At 64.4% G+C, this 18,987-nt stretch carries 12 protein-coding genes and 1 pseudogene; 4 read left to right on the top strand and 9 right to left on the bottom strand.

Going from position 1 to position 18,987, the window contains the following annotated elements; genetic code table 11:
- Nucleotides 1–72: 72 nt before the first annotated feature.
- Both argE and AC1DU8_RS14385 read left to right on the top strand, forming a co-directional pair.
- Nucleotides 73–1,299, top strand: a complete 1,227-nt coding sequence (gene argE / locus AC1DU8_RS14380; protein WP_457279179.1) for an acetylornithine deacetylase — start codon at nt 73–75, stop codon at nt 1,297–1,299.
- A 48-nt stretch (nt 1,300–1,347) separates the two neighbouring features.
- Nucleotides 1,348–2,307: a tripartite tricarboxylate transporter substrate binding protein gene (locus AC1DU8_RS14385; RefSeq protein ID WP_457279180.1), complete on the top strand. Its 960-nt coding sequence runs from the start codon at nt 1,348–1,350 to the stop codon at nt 2,305–2,307.
- A 24-nt stretch (nt 2,308–2,331) separates the two neighbouring features.
- On the opposite strand, the gene AC1DU8_RS14390 is transcribed toward AC1DU8_RS14385, so the two are convergent.
- Nucleotides 2,332–4,761 (bottom strand): cellulase family glycosylhydrolase, encoded by a 2,430-nt coding sequence (locus AC1DU8_RS14390; RefSeq protein ID WP_477726912.1) that lies wholly within the window; start codon nt 4,759–4,761, stop codon nt 2,332–2,334.
- Between the two features lie 295 nt (nt 4,762–5,056).
- Between AC1DU8_RS14390 and AC1DU8_RS14395 the strand changes: the two genes are divergently transcribed.
- Nucleotides 5,057–6,259: a multidrug effflux MFS transporter gene (locus tag AC1DU8_RS14395; RefSeq protein ID WP_477726913.1), complete on the top strand. Its 1,203-nt coding sequence runs from the start codon at nt 5,057–5,059 to the stop codon at nt 6,257–6,259.
- A 20-nt stretch (nt 6,260–6,279) separates the two neighbouring features.
- Here AC1DU8_RS14395 and AC1DU8_RS14400 read toward each other — a convergent pair whose 3' ends face one another.
- Entirely contained in the window at nt 6,280–7,140 is an 861-nt protein-coding gene (locus tag AC1DU8_RS14400) for a PA4780 family RIO1-like protein kinase (RefSeq protein WP_477726914.1), read from the bottom strand.
- 20 nt (nt 7,141–7,160) lie between these two features.
- Nucleotides 7,161–8,654 carry a MocR-like pyridoxine biosynthesis transcription factor PdxR gene (gene pdxR, locus AC1DU8_RS14405; protein ID WP_477666333.1) on the bottom strand — a complete coding sequence of 498 codons (1,494 nt, stop codon included), beginning with the start codon at nt 8,652–8,654 and terminating at the stop codon, nt 7,161–7,163.
- Between the two features lie 128 nt (nt 8,655–8,782).
- Here pdxR and AC1DU8_RS14410 point away from each other — a divergent pair.
- A pseudogene (locus AC1DU8_RS14410) lies at nt 8,783–9,514 on the top strand (GNAT family N-acetyltransferase); the annotation flags it as partial.
- A gap of 97 nt (nt 9,515–9,611) precedes the next feature.
- Here AC1DU8_RS14410 and AC1DU8_RS14415 read toward each other — a convergent pair.
- The 6 genes from AC1DU8_RS14415 to AC1DU8_RS14440 form a co-directional block, all read right to left on the bottom strand.
- Nucleotides 9,612–10,076 carry an RcnB family protein gene (locus tag AC1DU8_RS14415; protein ID WP_477688815.1) on the bottom strand — a complete coding sequence of 155 codons (465 nt, stop codon included), beginning with the start codon at nt 10,074–10,076 and terminating at the stop codon, nt 9,612–9,614.
- Nucleotides 10,077–10,198: 122 nt separating this feature from the next.
- Entirely contained in the window at nt 10,199–11,218 is a 1,020-nt protein-coding gene (locus AC1DU8_RS14420) for a tRNA dihydrouridine synthase (protein ID WP_457279186.1), read from the bottom strand.
- 19 nt (nt 11,219–11,237) lie between these two features.
- Nucleotides 11,238–12,494 (bottom strand): methyltransferase, encoded by a 1,257-nt coding sequence (locus tag AC1DU8_RS14425; protein ID WP_457279187.1) that lies wholly within the window; start codon nt 12,492–12,494, stop codon nt 11,238–11,240.
- A gap of 520 nt (nt 12,495–13,014) precedes the next feature.
- Nucleotides 13,015–14,424 carry an efflux transporter outer membrane subunit gene (locus AC1DU8_RS14430; protein WP_457279188.1) on the bottom strand — a complete coding sequence of 470 codons (1,410 nt, stop codon included), beginning with the start codon at nt 14,422–14,424 and terminating at the stop codon, nt 13,015–13,017.
- 30 nt (nt 14,425–14,454) lie between these two features.
- Nucleotides 14,455–17,688, bottom strand: a complete 3,234-nt coding sequence (locus AC1DU8_RS14435) for an efflux RND transporter permease subunit (protein WP_457279189.1) — start codon at nt 17,686–17,688, stop codon at nt 14,455–14,457.
- Nucleotides 17,689–17,720: 32 nt separating this feature from the next.
- A complete protein-coding gene (locus tag AC1DU8_RS14440) occupies nt 17,721–18,959 on the bottom strand; it encodes an efflux RND transporter periplasmic adaptor subunit (RefSeq protein ID WP_457279190.1) in 1,239 nt (412 codons plus the stop codon).
- Nucleotides 18,960–18,987: the final 28 nt, after the last annotated feature.

The raw sequence follows: 18,987 nt of genomic DNA on the forward strand, positions 1-18,987 counted from the left end.
CGGGGACGGCGAAGCCCTTCGCAAAATAGTATGCTGTCATACCAATTTCCGCCCTCCCCAAAAGGCCCCACCATGAACGCCCCTCTCCCCGCCGCCGCCCGCCAGGCCGTGCAGGCCACCGACCTCGCCGCCCTGCCAATCATTGAAAAATGGGTGTCCTTCGCGTCCGTCTCGCGCGACAGCAACCTGCCCCTTCTTGACTGGACGCAGGCACGGCTTGAGGCACTGGGCATTGAATGCCGGCGCACCTACGACGACAGCGGCAAGAAGGCCAACCTGTGGGCCACCCTGCCCGCCGAAAACGGCGAAACCAAGGTGGGCGGCATCGTGCTGTCGGGCCATACCGACGTGGTGCCGGTGGACGGCCAGCCCTGGGACACCGACCCGTTCGCAGCGCAAATTATTGGCGGCAAGCTCTACGGCCGCGGCGTGACCGACATGAAAAGCTATGGCGCCACCGCGCTCATGATGGTGCCCGAACTGCTCAAGCGCAAACTCAAGCGCCCGGTTCACCTGGCCTTCAGCTATGACGAGGAAGTCGGCTGCATCGGCGTGCGCCGCCTGATTGCAGACATGGTGGAGCAGGGTTACAAGCCTGCGGGCTGCATTGTGGGCGAACCCACCGGCATGCAGGTGGTGATTGCGCACAAGGGCAAGCATGCCTACAAGACGTCGGTGCGCGGTTTTGAAGCGCATTCATCGCTCACGCCGCTGGGCGTGAACGCGGTAGAGATCGCCTGCGAATTTGTGGCCCACCTCAAGACCATGCACAGGCGACTGGTCAAGGAAGGCCCCTTCGATCCGGTTTACGACGTGCCCCACACCACCATCCACACCGGGGTGATTGCCGGCGGCACCGCGCTCAACATCATCCCGCGCGACTGCGATGTGACCTGGGAGATCCGCCACCATCACATGAATTCGCCCGATGCACTGTTCAACGAAGCCAGAGCTTTTGCCGACAGCCTGGTGCCGGCCATGCAGGCGGTGGCGGCTGACACCGGCATCACCCACAAACTCAATTCGGTGCTGCCCGGTTTTGCGACGGAAGCCGACAGCGAAATCGCCCAGTTGTGCTTCAGGTGCGCGGATGTAGATGCCAACTCGGGCGCCGGCAAGGTTTCCTTTGGCACGGAAGCTGCGTTGTTCCACCAGGCCGGTGTGCCGACCATCGTGTGCGGCCCCGGCCATATCGCGCAGGCACACCAGCCGAACGAATGGGTCACGCTGGAGCAACTGGCCTGGTGCGAGCGCTTCATGCGCCGCCTGGCCGACGAGCTCTGCATAAATCCGTCGTGAGCCCGTCCTGAACTGACCACTGCACCCCCACCTCACCCGAAAGAACACATGATGCAACGCAGAGATTTCCTGGGCACCAGCCTGGCACTGACCGCAGGCAGCGCACTGGCGCAGGCCAACCCCAAAATCGCGCGCATCGTGGTGCCTTTTGCACCGGGCGGCGTGCAGGACATCCTGGCCCGGTCCATCTCCACCGAGCTCGGCCTTGCACTGGGCCAAACCGTGATTGTGGAAAACCGTCCCGGCGCGGGCGGCACCGTGGGCACGGGTTATGTCGCCAAGTCCCCGCCCGACAGCGGTGCGATGGTGCTGGCGGCCGCCAGCCACAACATCGCCGGTACGCTCTACACCAAACTCGCCTACGACCCGCAAAAAGACTTTACGCCCATGGCGCATATCGGCACGGCCGACTACGTGCTGATGATCCACCCCGAGGTGCCCGCCAAAACCGCGGCCGAATACATCCGCTACGCCAAGGCCAACCCGGGCAAGATGAACTACGCGACGGCAGGCGTCGGCAGCGCCACGCATCTTTCCATGGCCTACTTCAACGGCCTGGCCGGCATCGACGTGGTGCATGTGCCGCTCAAAGCCACGGGCGAAGCCATCAATGAAGTGATCTCGGGCCGCGCACAGGCCGTGATTGCGGCCAGCATAGGCGCGCTGGCTTTCGCCAAAGACAGCCGCATCCGGCTGATCGGTGTGACCTCCCCCAAGCGTTCCAGATACCTGCCTGAAGTCCCTACCATTGCCGAAAGCGGCTTGCCGGGCTACCAGTTTGATTCATGGTTTGGCCTGCTGGGCCCTGCCGGTACACCTGCAGCCGACGTCAACCGTGTCAACGCGGCCATCGCCAAACTGCTCAAGGACCCCGTCATCCTTGAGCGCCTGGACAAGCAGGGCATCGAACCCCTGGCGTTGAGCAACGCCGACTTTGCCAAACTGCTGGCAGTGGACTACAAGCGCATGGCCGAGGTCGTGAAGGCATCGGGCGCCAAGGTCGAATAGCGCCGGCAATACTTCACCGCTGGCCTATGCCAGCGTGACGCCGGCCACGGAGGCCAGGTATTTTTCCAGCACGGTCAGCTCGGCCACGGTGGGGGCGCCCTTGCCCGCGATGACGGCGTAAATGTGTCCCCTGAAACTGCCGCGCGGGTAGTAGCTGAGATAACCCCAGCCGATCAGCATCTGGCTGCACACACCCGGCGCCAGCGTGGCACTGGCGGTGCCCGCCTGCACCGAATTGATACGCAGCCTCTGCGCACCGGGTGCAGAGGTGAGCGCCATCACGGCAGGCACACCCGCAGTGAGTTTCGTGGCGCTGGTCAGCTGCACGGTCTGCCCCGCTGAGTCCACCCATTTGGCATACGGCTGGCTGTTGGTAAAACCCAGGTCCGAGGTGTAGAGCGTCTCGGTCTTTGAGGCCTGGAAAACCACGCCGGTATTGGTGGGCCCCGGAACACTTACCGCGGCAATGGCGAAATGGGGATCTTCAATGTTGTAGGGCACGCGGTTTTTCGGATTGGGCTGGATGCCGGCCATCGGCACTGATTTTTTGCACCAGAAGCCCGCCGTGTCGTAAACACTGTGGTCCGAATACTTTTTGCCGCCAGCGTTGACGCGCATCACCGGCGGCGCCATCGTTCCCATGTTGGGGCCGTCCCTGTTGATCCAGTTGATCATCTCCATGGCATTGCCGGGGCTGGAGCCGTAACCCGAATCCGACACCGCGCGCACCGCCTGCCCGGCCGCGGCGGGCGCACCCAGCAGGTAGTCGGTGTGGCCGTGGGTCATGTCCCATTTGCAGGCGTTGTATTTCGCGATGATGGCCAGCGCGGCATCGGCCAGGCTGGTGGCAGCGTAGGCCACCGGATCGGTCAGCGAGAACACCTTGCGCGGCGGCGGCACCTGGCCCGACAGCTGGCCGCCGCTGGTATAGGTCAGCGTAGCCACCCGATTGGCTGCCGGCGTGAAGGTAAAGGTGTCCTGGCCGTTGGCGCCCGCAGGAATGACAAGGCTGGACTTGCTCAACGCGCCTCCGTTGTTGGAGGCCACCGTCAGCGTCACGGGTTGCGCGAGATTGCCGCGGGCATACACCGTAAACGTCAGCGGTGCACCGGCGGGTGAATAGCCAGGACCGTCGTCGTACACGGTGGCCTGCACAATACCCACCGCAGCCTTCATCGGCCCCGAGACCAGCGGCTCGAGCGTGCGGTTCTGGTGCCAGCCCGGCACATGATTGATGGCGTAGTTGTGGATGGGCCAGTGGTTGCCCCCCATCCAGCTATAGACCTCGCAGTTGACCTGGCGCGCATAGTTGACGGCCTGGGCAAACATGGTTTGCCACCGCGTGTCGTCAATCGGCATGCCGATCTCGGTGAGCGCCAGCTTCGCGCCCCGGGCCTGTACCCAGTCGGCCGCAATCTTCAGGCGGTCCATGCCCGTGGAAGCCTTGATAGGGCCGACACCAAAACCCGCGCTGTAGTTCTTGGCGACTTCCGTGTCGTAATCGAAAGAGGCACCGTTGCCGAAGGCATCAAGGTAGACGTGGACTTCATACACGAGGTTGGCGCCTGTGACCGGGAAGCCCGGGTTCTTGGTGCCCAGCGATATGGCCGCGCTGTACTGGTTGCCGCCCACATAAATGGGGTTGACGGGGTCTATGGCCCGGATCGCATTGATGGCAGCCTGCGAATACGCCGCCATGATCGCCAGGTCTTCACCGCCCTTCACGGTTTCTTCATCCGAGGCGATAAGGCCACCCGGCTTGGGCAGGTCGTGCGGTTCGTTCATGAGGCCATAGCCGCCGAAGCCCGGGTGGCTCTTCCACTTCGTGGCGGCACGCGCCCAGAAATCCGCAAACTGGGATTGCTTGAGCGTGGCGCCTGGGGTCAACGAAAAAATCCTTACCTGCACCTGGCTTGCATCGGTGGTGTAGGGCCGCAGCAGCGGGTCGGACGGCACCGTCAGGCCAAGTACGGATCCGTCGGCCTGAAATTTGAAATCCTGGTAGCGCCCGTAGTTATGGTTGTCGATGATGCACTTCATGCCCGCCGCCGCATGGGCATCCAGCACACCGGTGATATAGGCTTCATACGCAGCGTGGAAAACACCCGGATTGCCGATCGCCGCTTTGGCCGCAGCGTTGGCCACTGTGTCATGCAGCATGGGCTGCAGCAGCTCCCATTGAATGGGCAGCCTGTTTTTGGTGAAGCCGCAGGCGGCGAGATAATCCACGTCGGCCTTGCGCGGCACGGTGAAATGGATGTTGGTTGCAGAACTCGTGTTGCGCCGCAAGCCGGTTTTTGCCCATTCCATGCCGGAGAGATTGGTCCCCATCGCTGGCGAGCCGGCCGCAGCAAGAGGCGCTGCGGCCTGGGCAAGCCGGGCCATCATGAAAGGCCCAAAGGCGGCCACCGCGCCCGCCGCCACGGCGGCCTGTGAAAATTCACGTCTATGCATCGGGGTGCGCTCCTGTTCGTCCAAAGACCTCAGGTTAAACCCCGTATTGCGGCTTCATTACAGTTTGAATCAACACAGCGTCCCGCTTACATTTGGGCCCCTGTCAGGCCTGACAGGTTACCGGCGCAGTGCAAGCAAGAGACAGCGAGGTCAGCGACAATAGCCGCAGATAATTTCTTACCGTCATTGCGCCCCGCCCTGGTGCGTTTTCAATGGCGGTTTTAACAGTGCCGTTTGGGTGCAAGGCCTTCCACCTTGTTACTGATACACAAAGCGGCTTGACTTCATTTCATTCATGACAAAAAGTTTCTTCCGGGCAGCCCTGGTGCTGGGTTTGCTGTCCGCCATCGGCCCTTTCGCCATCGACATGTACCTTCCCGCGCTGCCCTCCATCGGGCACAGCCTGGGCGCCTCCATGGGCGCGGTGCAAGCCAGCCTGATGGCGTTTTTCATCTCCCTCGGCATTGGGCAAATCATCTACGGCCCGGTCTCCGACATGGTGGGCCGCAAGCCGCCGCTGTACTTCGGCCTGCTGCTGTTTGCCGCCGGCAGCATCGGCTGCGCGCTGGCGCCTGACATCCAGACGCTGGTGGTGCTGCGCTTCATCCAGGGCCTGGGCGCCTGCGCCGGCATGGTGGTGCCGCGCGCGGTAGTGCGAGACCTGCATACCGGCCACGACGCCGCGCGCCTCATGTCCCTGCTGATGTTGGTCTTCAGCGTCTCGCCCATCCTGGCGCCGCTGGCCGGCAGCTTCCTCATTGAGGCCTTCGGCTGGCGCAGCGTGTTCTGGGCCGTCACCGTGGCCGCCGCTGCAGGGTTGGTGCTGGTGGCCTTCACTCTGCCGGAAACGCGACCGTCCGAACAACGCGTGGACAGCAGCTTTGGCAGCGCATTGACCGCCTACGGCGTGCTGCTGCGCGACCGCCATTTCATGGGCCTGGTGTTCATCGGCGCCTTCGGCATCTCGAGCTTTTTTGCCTACCTTGCCAACTCGTCCTTTGTGCTGATCAACCACTACGGCCTGACACCGCGCCAGTACAGCATCGCCTTTGCAGTCAACGCAGCCTCCTTCATCGGGGTTTCGCAGTTCACCGGCAAGCTGGCTGCGCGTTTCGGGCTTGTGCCCATCGTGAAAGTGGCCGTGACGGGTTATGCCGCCGTGATGGCCCTGCTGCTGGTGCTGAACCTGGTGGGCATCGAAAGGCTGGACGTGATGATCGCGCTGATGCTGGTGGGCTATGGATTTCTGGGCTTGGTGGTTCCAACCACCGCCGTACTGGCACTGGAAGAACACGGCGCCATAGCCGGCACGGCCTCGGCCCTCATGGGCACCTTGCAGTTTGTCACCGGCGCGGTGGTGATGGCGGTGGTGGGCGTGTTTGTAGACGGCAGCGCCCGCCCCATGGTGGCCGGCATAGCCGGATGCGCCTTGCTGGCGTATGTCACGGCACGCGTGACGCTGGGCGGCAAGCGCGCTGCCACTGCGCCGGCGCACTAGCGCCTCACGAAAAGACGCACCTAACGGGCTTGTTGCATGCGCAGCCGCCGCGCTGACTCTTCAGCACGCGCATCGTCGATCTCACCCATCACGGCGCCGAGGTTGACCGGCCCGGTCTTGTGGGCAAAGCGGCCCGTCAGCACCGTCTCGGGCTGCAGCACGCCGCGCTGGTACAGGTCCCAGATCTCGCTGCCGTAGTCGGTTTGCAGCAGCTCCGGCGCAAAGCGGCCGAAGAAGCCGCGCAGGTTGGCCACGTCGCGCAGCAGCATGCGGCCCGCGTGGTTGTTGCCGGCAGCGTCCACCGCCTGCGGCAGGTCGATGATGACCGGGCCGGGCTGGCCGTCCGTCACACCGAGCAAGATGTTGAATTCCGACAAATCGCCGTGCACAACACCGGCGCACAGCATGCGCACCACTTCCGTGAGCAGCGTGGCGTGGTGCTGGCGGGCATCTTCGGGCGTGAACTCCACGTCGTTCAGGCGCGGTGCGGCATCACCGTGCTCGTCGGTCACCAGCTCCATCAGCAGCACGCCATCGCAAAAGTTGTGCGGCTTGGGTACACGAACGCCGGCTGCAGCCAGCCGGTACAACGCATCGACCTCGGCGCTTTGCCAGGCCGCTTCGGTGGCCTGCCGGCCGAAACGCGTGCCCTTGGCCATGGCGCGCGCCTGCCGCGTGTTTTTGACCTTGCGGTTCTCGGTGTAGTCCACCGCCTGGCGAAAGCTGCGCTCGGTAGCGTCCTTGTAGACCTTGGCGCAGCGGGTTTCGTCGCCGCAGTGCACCACGTACACCATGGCCTCCTTGCCGCTCATCAGTTGCCGTACCACGGTATCGATCAGGCCTTCTTCGAGCAGCGACTGCAGCCTCTTGGGTGTTTTCATGGTGCCATTGTGCGCCGGGCTCATCCTCCTGCCGCCAGCACCAGCTGCGACAGGCGTTTGACGAGAGGGTCCAGCAGCTCCGTCGCGGTGTTCCCGTAGCCCAGCACAAGGCCGTTGTCTTCAGGCGCCGGCGCCATGGCAAACGAGGAAAGCGGCATGGGCGCCATCCCGTACCGCCGGGCAGCTTCCGCAATGCGAGCGTCCGCAAAATCCCGCGGCAGGCGGACAGCCAGGTGCAGGCCGCCCTGCCCGCCTTCAATGACGTGCGGAACGCGCAGGTGCCGTGTCAGTGCTTCCCGCAGGGCATGCTGGCGCTCACGGTACAGCCTTCGCATCCGGCCCAGGTGCCGCACAAACTGCCCGGATTCGATGAAGCCGGCCATGGCAAGCTGCTCATGGCTGTGGCCGCCGCGAAGCATCTCGCGCAAGGCGTCCTGCGCTGAAGCCAGCAGTGGCTTTGGCATGACCACGAAACCCAGGCGCAACGAGGGGAACATGGTTTTGGAAAACGTGCCAACGTAGAGCACAGGCGCATCGGCCACCAGGCCCTGCATCGCGCCTATGGGTTCGCCGGCATGCCGGAATTCGCTGTCGTAGTCGTCTTCAATGATCCAGGCGCCGTGCCTGCGCGCGGCAGACATCAAGGCCAGGCGGCGTGCCACCGACATCACCACGCCAATCGGATACTGGTGCGAAGGCGTCGTGTAAATCAGCCGTGGCGTGCGTGAGCGCCAATCCGCCGCGCCGATGTGCAGGCCTTCGTCGTCCATGCGTTTCGGCACGATGCGCAGGTCACCCGCATGCATCGCTGCCTTGGCGCCCCGGTAGCCCGGGTCTTCCACCCAGGCCGTGTCGCCCGGGTTGGTCAGTAAGCGCACACACAGCATGAGCGCCTCCTGCGCCCCTTCCGTCACGATGACCTGCGCCGGCTCGCAATGCACGCCGCGCGTGATTGCCAGGTGGCGCGCAATGGCGGTGCGCAGTTCAGCCTGACCGAAAGGGTCGCCGTAATGCAGCGCCGCCGGCAAGGCCTCACGCACCGCGCGGTCCAGCGTGCTGCGCCAGACGGCCAGCGGAAAGTGGGAAAGGGCCGGCACGCCGGGTCGCAGGGCGGTGCTGGTGTCGAGCCGTGCGGGGCCCGAGCGAATGCGGGACAGGCGCAGTGCCACACGGGATGGCGCGGTGGCCTCGGGCTGCGCCTGCTGCGTGGCCGGGCGCAACACAGCCGCCACGGTGCTTCCCTGCCGGTCGGCGCGGACATAGCCTTCGGACACAAGGTGTTCGTAGGCAATCGCCACGGTATTGCGCGAGACCGACAGGGTTTGCGCCAATGCGCGCGAACCGGGCAGGCGGCTGCCCGCAGCCAGCTGGCCCTTGAGGATGGCCTCCTTGAGCCTGCGGTAAAGCTGGCGCTGCAAAGGCTCGGCGTCGGACCTGTCCAGCGGGGCTTCCAGGAAACCCTGCGGGGCGGAGTGCTTTGGAGCGGACTTGTTAGCGGACTGGGTGGAGGGCATCGCGCAAGGGTTGTTGAACGGCAAAGAATTTGGTCGCAGATCGTGGCACCACGAAATAACCACTTTATGGCACTTTATGAAGAGCCACAAAGATCTTAACCTAGGCGATCAAACTCACAGGAGCATCGATGACCACACGCACAAACGCCTACGGGCAACCCATTGGCGAAGCCATGCAGGGCTGGACAGCAAGGCAAAGGCCGCCACGCATCACACTCGAAGGCCGGTATTGCCGCCTCGAGCCGCTGGACGCCAGGCGCCATGGCGACGACCTGTTCACCGCCTACGCCGCCGCACCCGACGGCCGGGCCTGGACCTACTTGGCCCCCGAGCCATTTACCGCGCGCAGCGATTTCGATGCCTACCTCGAACGCAACGCAGCCAGCGCCGACCCTTTGCATTACACGGTCGTGGACGCCGGCACCCAGCGCGCGGTCGGGACGCTGTCGCTGATGCGCATGGACACCGCCAACGGCGTCATTGAGGTCGGGCACGTGATCTTCTCGCCGCTGCTGCAGCGCAGCCGCGCCTCCACCGAAGCCCAGTACCTGCTGATGAAGCTGGTCTTCGAAACGCTCGGTTACCGCCGCTACGAGTGGAAATGCGACAGCCTCAACGCGCCGTCGCGCAGCGCGGCCGCCAGGCTCGGTTTCAGCTTCGAAGGCGTTTTCCGGCAGCTCCTCGTCTACAAGAACAGGACGCGCGACACCGCCTGGTTTTCCATCATTGACGGTGAATGGCCGCTCTTGAAGAAAGCCTTCGACAGCTGGCTTTCGCCGGGTAATTTTGATGCGCAGGGTGCGCAGGTTCTGGCGCTCACTGACATTCGCAGCCGCCTGATGCACAAAGCCCCCGCTGCGATGGCAGCCTGACGGCAGCACCACACAAGGGGGTTTCTTTTCGCCGCGAACTCCAGGACGGCGCCGGGTATGTATTTCCCGGCGCCGTACCGAAAGTTCAGTTCAGCACCAGTTGCGCGATGACACCGGTGGCGATGGCGATGAGTGCATAGTCCGCACCCACCTGCACCCACTGCTGGCCACGCGGCGGCGCATGGAGGCGATGCCCGCGCCAGTCATTCACCACATACTGACGGCCGCGGTACTCATTCGGGATGCGGCCGCCACGGTAGAACTGCGGGCCGTGCCCATCGAAGTGGCGGTCATTGCGGGCGTAACGGCGATCGTCACGATGGTCAAAACCGCGCCCGCCACGATCGTCTGCACGGGTATCTGCGCGACCATGACCGGGACCATAGCCGGGACCATCGTCGCGACTGTAACCGGGACCGACAGACCCGCGCTGCTCAACACGAGGCGACTCACCGCGCTGGCCGCGCCCGTCGTAGCCTTGCGCAAACGAGAGCGAGGCAAAGCCCAGCGACGCTGCGGCGATGGCACACACAATGGCTTTTGATTTCATGATCGACTCCTTTGGATGGAAGAGCCCTCATGGTGTTCCGGCGAAGTGTCGGCGCAGCAAAGCCGCGGGAGTGTTTGTGTAAAGCCTGGTTGCAATCTGTGCCGAACTCAGGTCTTGGCCTTTCAAGCCAGTACGGGCAAAGGCAAGCGCGCGGAAGGCTTGTCACTCTCGCCAAGTTGCAGCAGCTGAGCCAGCCATTCATCAACCAGCATCGGATCATTCACCGTCTTGATCGCCTGGTAAGCCACTTCCGCTTCAGGAAACCGCCGCCGCAAAAAATTGAGCCACTGCTTGAGGCGCCCAGCTCTCGCGCGTGTCTCAAGCCGTGAGCAGACGATGTGCCAGAACTCGGCGATCAGCGGCAGCAGCGTGGGCCAGCTCACGGCGGCATGGTGCTCACCGGCCATGTCGGCCTTGATCGCCAGCCCCAGACCCGGGTCGCGCACCGCGCCGCGGCCGATCATCAGCACATCGCAACCCGAAGCTTCACGGCAGCGCCGCGCATCTTCCACTGTCCATATCTCGCCGTTGGCCACCACCGGAATCCTGACTGCTGCGCGGATGTCGGCGATGCGCTCCCAGTAGGCGGGCGGCTTGTAGGCCTGGGCTTTGGTGCGGGCGTGCACCACCAGTTCGCCGGCGCCACCGGCTTCGATGGCGAGCGCGCATTCCACGGCACGCGCATCGTCTTCGTAGCCCAGCCGCATCTTGGCCGAGACGGGCATGCCGGCCGGCACCGCCCGGCGAACCGCGCCGACAACGGCCGTCAGGGTTTCGGGCTCACGCAGCAGCGATGCACCTCCGCCGTGGCGATTGACCACCGCGGCCGGGCAGCCAAAGTTCAGGTCAATGCCTGCCGGACCAAGGCTTGCGAGCCGCGCGGCATTCTCGGCCATGCAGCCCGGGTCGGAGCCCAGCAGCTGCGCACGCACCGGCACACCGGCCAGCGTGCGGCCGCCGTGGTGCAGCTCGGGCACGATGCGATAGAACACACGCTCGGGCAACAGCTGGTCGGTGATGCGGATGAATTCAGAGACGCAGCGGTCGATGCCGCCGACCCGCGTGAGGATGTCGCGCAGTACAAAATCCAGCAGCCCTTCCATCGGGGCCAGCAGGACGGTAGCGCGTGGTTCAGTACTCATCCCAGCCAGCTTCTGGTTTCTATTTGGCAGCCAATCGCCACAAGGACGTGACTTCTGCCGCGCGCGCTGCATGCAGCGCATCGCTGGCGTCGGAGGCCTTGGGGTGATGCGGCTGCGCGTCCAGGCGGTCCACCACCTTGAGGCCCGCTGCATCGATCGCCGCCAGCAGCCAGGCGCGCGTGCGCAGGCCCAGGTGCTCGGCAATATCCGACAGGATCAGCCAGCCCTCGCCTTTGGGCTCCAGGTGCGCCGCCAGGCCGTTGAGGAAACCCAGCAGCATGCGGCTGTCTTCGTCATACACCGCATGCTCCAGCGGCGAGCCGGGGCGCGCCGGCAACCACGGCGGGTTGCAGACGATGATGTGCGCCTTGCCTTCGGGGAACAGGTTGGCCTCGCGTACCTCGACTTGCGGAAAGCCCAGGCGCTTGAGGTTGTCGCGCGCACAAGCCAGCGCACGCGGGTCCTGGTCGGTGGCCACCACGCGCTGGATGCCGCTGCGCAGCGCCAGCACGGCGGCCAGCACGCCGGTGCCGGTGCCGATGTCAAAACCGGTCAGGTCATCGGTACCTTCAGGCACGGGTGCCTGGGCCACCAGGTCGATGTATTCACCGCGCACCGGCGAGAAAACGCCGTAGTGCGGATGGATGCGGTTGTGCGGCCCGTCTTCACCCAGCGCGGGAATGGGCACGCCCTTGCGGCGCCATTCGTGCGAGCTGATGAAACCCATCAGCTCGCGCAGCGATGCGACGGAGGGCACTGCGCCATCCCTGGATGGTCCCCAGGCTTCGGCGCAGGCTTTTTTTGCATCCGGTGCGCGGCGCAAGGGGATGCTGTAGTCCGCGTCAAACGGAATCAGCACCATGCCCAGCACACGGGCGCGCTGCGCCTGGGACTGACGGTGCAGGTGAAAGGCTTCCGGAAAAACCGGTGCGGCTGCTGAAGCCTGGGTGCTGGCTTCCCCGGCCTTCTGGTCTTTCACGCGTTTCTCTCGCTTGGGTTTGGCCGGTTTGTCGACGCGGCGCGCCAGCGCCTGCAACAGCAGCCGGGCATTCTGGAAGTCGCCGCGCCAGAGCAGGCCCGTGCCTTCACACGCCAGGCGGTAAGCCGCGTCAGCCGCGAGGGTGTCGTCAGCGATCACCACGCGCTTGGGCGGCGGCGCACCGCGCTCGGAACGCCAGCGCGCAGAACGCGCTTCGCCGCCCTCCGTCCAGTGGATGGTGGCGGGCTCAGCAGAAGAAGCAACGGGAGCGGCAGGTGAAACGGGTATCAGGGGCATCAGGGGCATCAGGGGCAGACACAAAGAAGAACAAAGAGGAAAGCCAAGTGTTTTAACAGATGGCCGCCCCCAGCGGCTGCAAGCGCTACCTAATCACTATCAATTTAATAGCTGCTCGCGCACATCCTGATTGCCTCTCAGGCACTTTCGATCCTGAAAAAACGGCTTTTTGAGGGTCTCCAGGCTGTTTTGGGCGCTCAACAGGCTCCAAAAAAGGCTTCCAGAGCACTTTTCAGGCCATTTTCAAGAACGATTTAGGCCTCAAGCCAAATAGGGACGGGCGCCAGCAGCTATGAATTAGATAGCAACGACAGACAGAGGGCGCTCCCCTCCTCACCAGCAGGAGCCGCGGAACTGGCTTCGCCAGGCCGCAGGCGCCGTCCCCTGCAAGGGAAGAGCCTCAAAAGGGGGTGTACCAATCTTCACCAGCAGGGGCCGGGGTCCGGCTTTGCCGGCCCCAAGGCGCCTGTCCCCTGCAAGGGGAGAGGAGGCTACACGAAGTGAGCCTCAGCAGGGGTGTTCAAACTGTCCAACCGCCACCCAGCGCCCGAATCAGCCCCACCGTTGCCAGGTACTGCGCGGTCTTGACCTGCAGCGCCTGGCGGCGGTTGCGCAGTTCGCTGCGCTGCGCGTCCAGCAGTTCGAGCTGGCTGACAAAGCCATTGCGGTAGCGTGAATCCGACAGCACCGTGGCGCGTGTGGCCGAAGCGACGGAACGCGATTGCGCTTCCGACTGCTCGGCCAAAAGGCGCAGGGCCGAGAGCTGGTCTTCCACGTCCTTGAAGGCGACGAGGATCTGTTCACGGTAATTGGCCAGGGCGATGTCAAGTTCGGCATTCGCGTTCTGCACGCCGGCCTTGCGGCGTCCGCCGTCAAAGATCGGCAGCGAGAGCAACGCGCCCACGCCCCATGCCTGGGTCGAGACCTTGAACAGGTCCTTGATCTCGGGCGCGGCATAACCGGCGTTGCCTGTCAGCGAAAAGGTCGGGAACCACGCAGCCTGGGCGACACCAACGCGAGCCTGCGCGGCCTGCATGGTGCTTTGCGCGGCAGACACATCGGGCCTGCGCTCCAGCACGGTGCTGGGCACGCCGGCCGGTATCACCGGCAAGGCCGTCGACCATTCAGCAGGCGCGACGGCAAAGTTCGACGCTACCTCACCGACCAGCACAGCCAGGGCATGCTCCAGCACGGCGCGGCGCTGGTCGAGTGCCAGTGCATCAGACTCGGTTGAGGCGACCTCGGTGCGCACGCGGGCTACGTCCAGCTCGGCCACATCGCCCTCCTTGAAGCGCACTTCCGTCAGGCGCAGCGTGTTGCGGTAAGCCTGCAGCGTGTCGCGCACCAGCGTGCGCTCGGTGTCGAGCGCGCGCAGGTTGAGGTAGGTCTGCGCCACATCGGCCTGCACCAGCAGCTGGGTGCTGCGCAGCAAGGCCTCGCGCGATTTCGCGTCCAGCGATGCGGCGTCCGAGTTGAGCGACAGCTTGCCGATCAAATCGACTTCATACGAAAAGTTGGCGGCGGCTGTGACCGTGGTCTGCGCGACGCGGTTGGTGGTGATGTTGCTCTGGCGCACGGCGCCCCCGCTCAAGCCCACTTGCGGCAGGCGGTCGGCATCGGTGTTGCGCAGGATGGCGCGCGCCTGGGCCAGCCGGCCCGCGGCCACCTTGACGCTGTTGTTGTTGGCGCCGGCCTGCTCGACCAGCAGGTCGAGCACCGGGTCGGCGAACGCCTTCCACCAGGTGCCTTGTGATTGCGGAGCGGTTGCTGCAGGCGCCGCCGCGACGGCGGCAGCGTTTTCCTTGTAGGCGGAAGGCGCAGCCGGAATGCTCGCCGGGTCAACCGACGCGCTGGTGGCGCAGCCGGCCAGCACCAGGGCGGCCAGCAAAGGCAGCAGCGCGGTGCGCAGTTTGGACGTTGTGTGGTTCATGATGAACTCCTGTACCTTTGATGCTTGTTGTTATTCGTGAAGCTTGAGGGGCGCTGCCGGCTGCGCGTGCGCACCTGCACCACCACTGCCCGCGAAGGCCTCGACGTGCGGCACTTCGCCATGCAGCTTGAGCGGACGGTTGCCCGTGAGGCGGCGCAGCGTGACGTAGAAAACCGGCGTGAGGAAGAGACCGAAAGCCGTCACACCAATCATTCCCGAGAACACCGCCACACCCATGGCGTGGCGCATTTCGGCACCGGCACCGGAGGACAACACCAGGGGCAGCACGCCCATGATGAACGCCAGCGAGGTCATCAGGATGGGGCGCAAACGCAGGCGGCTCGCTTCAATCGCGGCCTGCAGCGGCGTGCGCCCGGCAAACTCCAGCTCGCGCGCAAACTCCACGATCAAAATCGCGTTCTTCGCCGACAACCCCACCAGCACGATCAAGCCGATCTGCGTGAAGATGTTGTTGTCGCCGCCGGTCAGCTTCACGCCCAGCATGGCGGCCAGCAGGCCCATGGGAACGATCAGCACGATGGCGATCGGCAACGTCAGGCTTTCGTACTGCGCAGCGAGCACCAGGAAGACCAGCAGCAGCGCCAGCGGGAACACCCACATGGCCGAATTGCCGGCGATGATTTCCTGGTACGTGAGGTCCGTCCACTCGTAGCTGATGCCGGGTGGCAGGGTTTCAGCCGCGATGCGGGCGACCGCATCCTGCGCCTGGCCCGACGAATAACCGGGCGCGGCGCCGCCGTTGATGTCGGCCGACAGGAAGCCGTTGTAGCGCATGGCGCGTTCGGGGCCGAAGCTGGGCGTGACTTTCATCAGTGCCGACAGCGGCACCATTTCGCCGGTGGCCGATCGCACCTTCAAGAGGCCGATGTCTTCAGCGCGGGCGCGGTAAGGTGCATCAGCCTGCACCCGCACGGAATATGTGCGGCCGAACTTGTTGAAGTCATTGGCGTACAGGCTGCCCAGGTAAATCTGCATGGTGTCGAACACGTCAGTCACCGGCACGCCGAGCTGGCGCGCCTTGGTGCGGTCGATGTCGGCATACAGCTGCGGCACATTGACCTGGAAGCTTGAGAACATGCCCGCCAGCTCAGGTGTCTGGTACGCCTTGGCCATGAAGGCCTTGGTGGCGGCGTCCAGCGCGGCATAACCGAGCGAGCCGCGGTCTTCCAGCTGCAGCTTGAAGCCGCCGGTGGTGCCCAGGCCCTGCACGGGCGGCGGCGGGAACATCGCAATGAACGCCTCCTGGATACCGCCGAATTTTCCATTGAGCTGGCCGGCGATGGCGCCTGCACTCAGGTCGGCGGTGGTGCGCTGGTCAAACGGCTTGAGCGAGAGAAACACGATGCCCGAGTTGGAGCTGTTGGTGAAGCCGTTGATCGACAGGCCAGGGAAAGCAATCGCGTGTTCCACGCCGGGTTGTTTCATGGCGATGTCGCTGATCTTGCGGATCACGTCTTCGGTGCGGTCCAGCGTGGCGCCGTCGGGCAACTGGGCAAAACCGATCAGGTACTGCTTGTCCTGCCCGGGCACAAAACCGCTGGGCACTGCCTTGAAGAGGCCTGCCGTGGCGAGCACCAGCACCAGGTAGACACCCAGCATGATGGCCTTGCGCGAAATCGCACCCTTGACACCGCGGCTGTAGTTTTCGGAACCGCGGCTGAACAGGCGGTTAAAGCCTGCGAAGAAGCGGCCGAACACCTTGTCCATGCCGCGGGTCAGCGCGTCTTTCGGTGCGTCGTGGCTCTTGAGCAGCATGGCCGCCAGCGCAGGCGAAAGGGTCAGCGAATTGACGGCCGAGATCACGGTCGAGATCGCGATGGTCAGTGCGAACTGCTTGTAGAACTGGCCCGAGAGGCCGGTGATGAAAGCCAGTGGCACAAACACGGCGATCAGCACCAGGGCAATCGCGATGATGGGCCCGGACACCTCCCGCATGGCGCGGTAGGTGGCGTCGCGCGGACTCAAGCCCGCCTCGATGTTGCGTTCGACGTTCTCCACCACCACGATGGCGTCGTCCACCACAATGCCGATGGCCAGTACCAACCCGAAGAGGCTGAGCGCGTTGATCGAAAAACCGAACAGGTGCATCACCGCAAACGTGCCGATGACGGAAATAGGCACGGCCAGCAGCGGAATGATGGAAGCGCGCCATGTCTGCAGGAAGATGATCACGACCAGCACCACCAGGGCCACGGCTTCGAGCAGCGTATGCACCACGGCCTCGATGGACGAGCGCACAAACTGCGTGGTGTCGTAGACGATTTCGTAGTCCACGCCTTCAGGCATGCTCTTTTTCAGGTCCTTCATCACGGCCTGCACATCGTCGGAGATCTGGATGGCGTTGGAGCCCGGCGCGGCGAACACCGGCACGGCCACAGCCTGCTTGTTGTCCAGCAGCGAACGCAGGGCGTAATCCGAAGCACCAAGCTCCAGGCGGGAGATGTCACGCAGGCGCGTCACGGCGCCGCCCTTGTCGGTCTTGACGATGATGTCGCCGAACTCTTCTTCGCTTTGCAAGCGGCCCTGGGCATTGATGGACAGTTGCATATCCACGCCGGGCAGGCCGGGGGATGCGCCCACGACGCCGGCGGCGGCCTGGATGTTCTGCTCGCGGATGGCGCGCACCACGTCGCCAGCGGACAAACCACGCTCAGCCACTTTTTGCGGGTCAAGCCAGACGCGCATCGAATAGTCGCCCGAACCGAACAGCTGCACCTGGCCCACGCCGTTGATGCGCGCCAGGCGGTCCTTGACATTGAGCACCGCGTAGTTGCGCAGGTAGGTCATGTCGTAGCGGTCGTTGGGTGACAGCAAGTGCACCACCATCGTGAGGTCGGGTGAGCTCTTGATCGTGGTAATGCCCAGGCGGCGCACTTCTTCGGGCAGGCGCGGCTCGGCTTGCGAGACACGGTTTTGCACGAGCTGCTGCGCCTTGTCGGGGTCAGTGCCGAGCTTGAAGGTGACGTTCAGCGTCATCAGGCCGTCGGTCGTGGCCTGGCTGCTCATGTAGAGCATGCCGTCGACGCCGTTGATGGCTTCTTCCAGCGGCGTGGCGACGGTCTCGGCGATCACCTTGGGGTTGGCGCCGGGGTAGTTGGCGCGCACCACTACCGTGGGCGGCACAACGTCCGGGTATTCGGCGATCGGCAGCGAGCGCAGCGCGATCAGTCCGGCAATGAACATCAGCAGCGACAGCACGCCGGCAAAGATCGGCCGGTCAATAAAAAATTTGGAAAGATTCATGGCAATTCTTCTGGTTCAGGTGAAGGAGCGGCTCAGGACTTGGCCGCGACCTTCACGGCTTTTTCGGTGAGTTCCGACTTGGCGGTCATCTCGACCGGCTGCGGCGTGATCAGCGCTCCTGGGCGGATGCGCTGCAGGCCGTTGACCACAATGCGGTCGTTGGCGGCCAGGCCGCTTTTGACGACACGCAGGCCATCGACGGAAGCGCCCAGCGTGACTTCGCGGTACATCGCCTTGTTGTCGGCGCCGACCACGAGCACAAACTTCTTGTTCTGGTCGGTGCCGACGGCGCGCTCGTTGATCAGCAATGCCTTGCCTTTGGTGGCCTGGCCCATGCGGATGCGCGCGAACTGGCCGGGAATCAACTGGCCATCCTTGTTGTCGAACACGGCGCGTGCGCGCACAGTGCCGCTTCGGGCGTCCACCTGGTTGTCAACCAGTTGCAGCTTGCCTTCAAACGGCGTGTCGGTGCTCGCGGCGGTGCCCATTTGCACCGGAATGCGGTCCAGGTTGCGGCCGCCCGCGATACCGGCGTTGGTGCCCTGCACATCCTTGAGCGCCTTGACCACGACCTGCTCGTCGGCGTCGAAGCTCGCATAAATCGGGCTCACGGACACCAGTGTGGTCAGCACGGGTGCGCCCGGTCCTGCTGCGACCAGGTTGCCCACCGTCACTTCGAGCTTGCCGACGCGGCCGGCCACCGGGGCGCGGACCTGCGAATAGCCCAGGCTCAGCTGCGCCGTTTGAAGGGCTGCCTGCGCGGCGCGCAGGTTGGCGTCGGCTTCACCCTTGCCGTTGGTGCGCTCGTCAAACTCGCGTTTTGAAATGGCCTGCTCGCCCCACAGGCGCTGTGAGCGCTCGTGTTCGCCCTTGGCCTGGGCCACACGGGCCTGCGCCGCGGCCACCTGGGCTTCGGCGCGCGCCACTTCGGCGGCGTAGGGTGCCGGGTCAATCGTCAACAGCAGGTCGCCCTTTTTGACCAACGCGCCTTCGCGGAAGTGCACGGCCTGGATGGTGCCGGCCACGCGCGAGCGGATGTCCACGCGCTCGACCGCTTCCAGCCGGCCCGAAAACTCATCCCAGGCGGAGACGTCGCTTTGCACGACGGTGGCCACCGATACCGGCGTGGCCTGCGGCTCGGCAGGCGCACCCGACTGGGCACGCGTGCCCGAAACGCCGAAGATGACGGCCGTCACGCCCGTCAATGCCAGTACGGCCACGACGGTTGCCAGCAAACGGCGCTTGTTGTTGTGCAGATGAATCGATGTCATGGTGAAACCCCTCAAAAGAAAAGTAAAA

The organism is Polaromonas sp. P3_A5 (assembly GCF_056403055.1).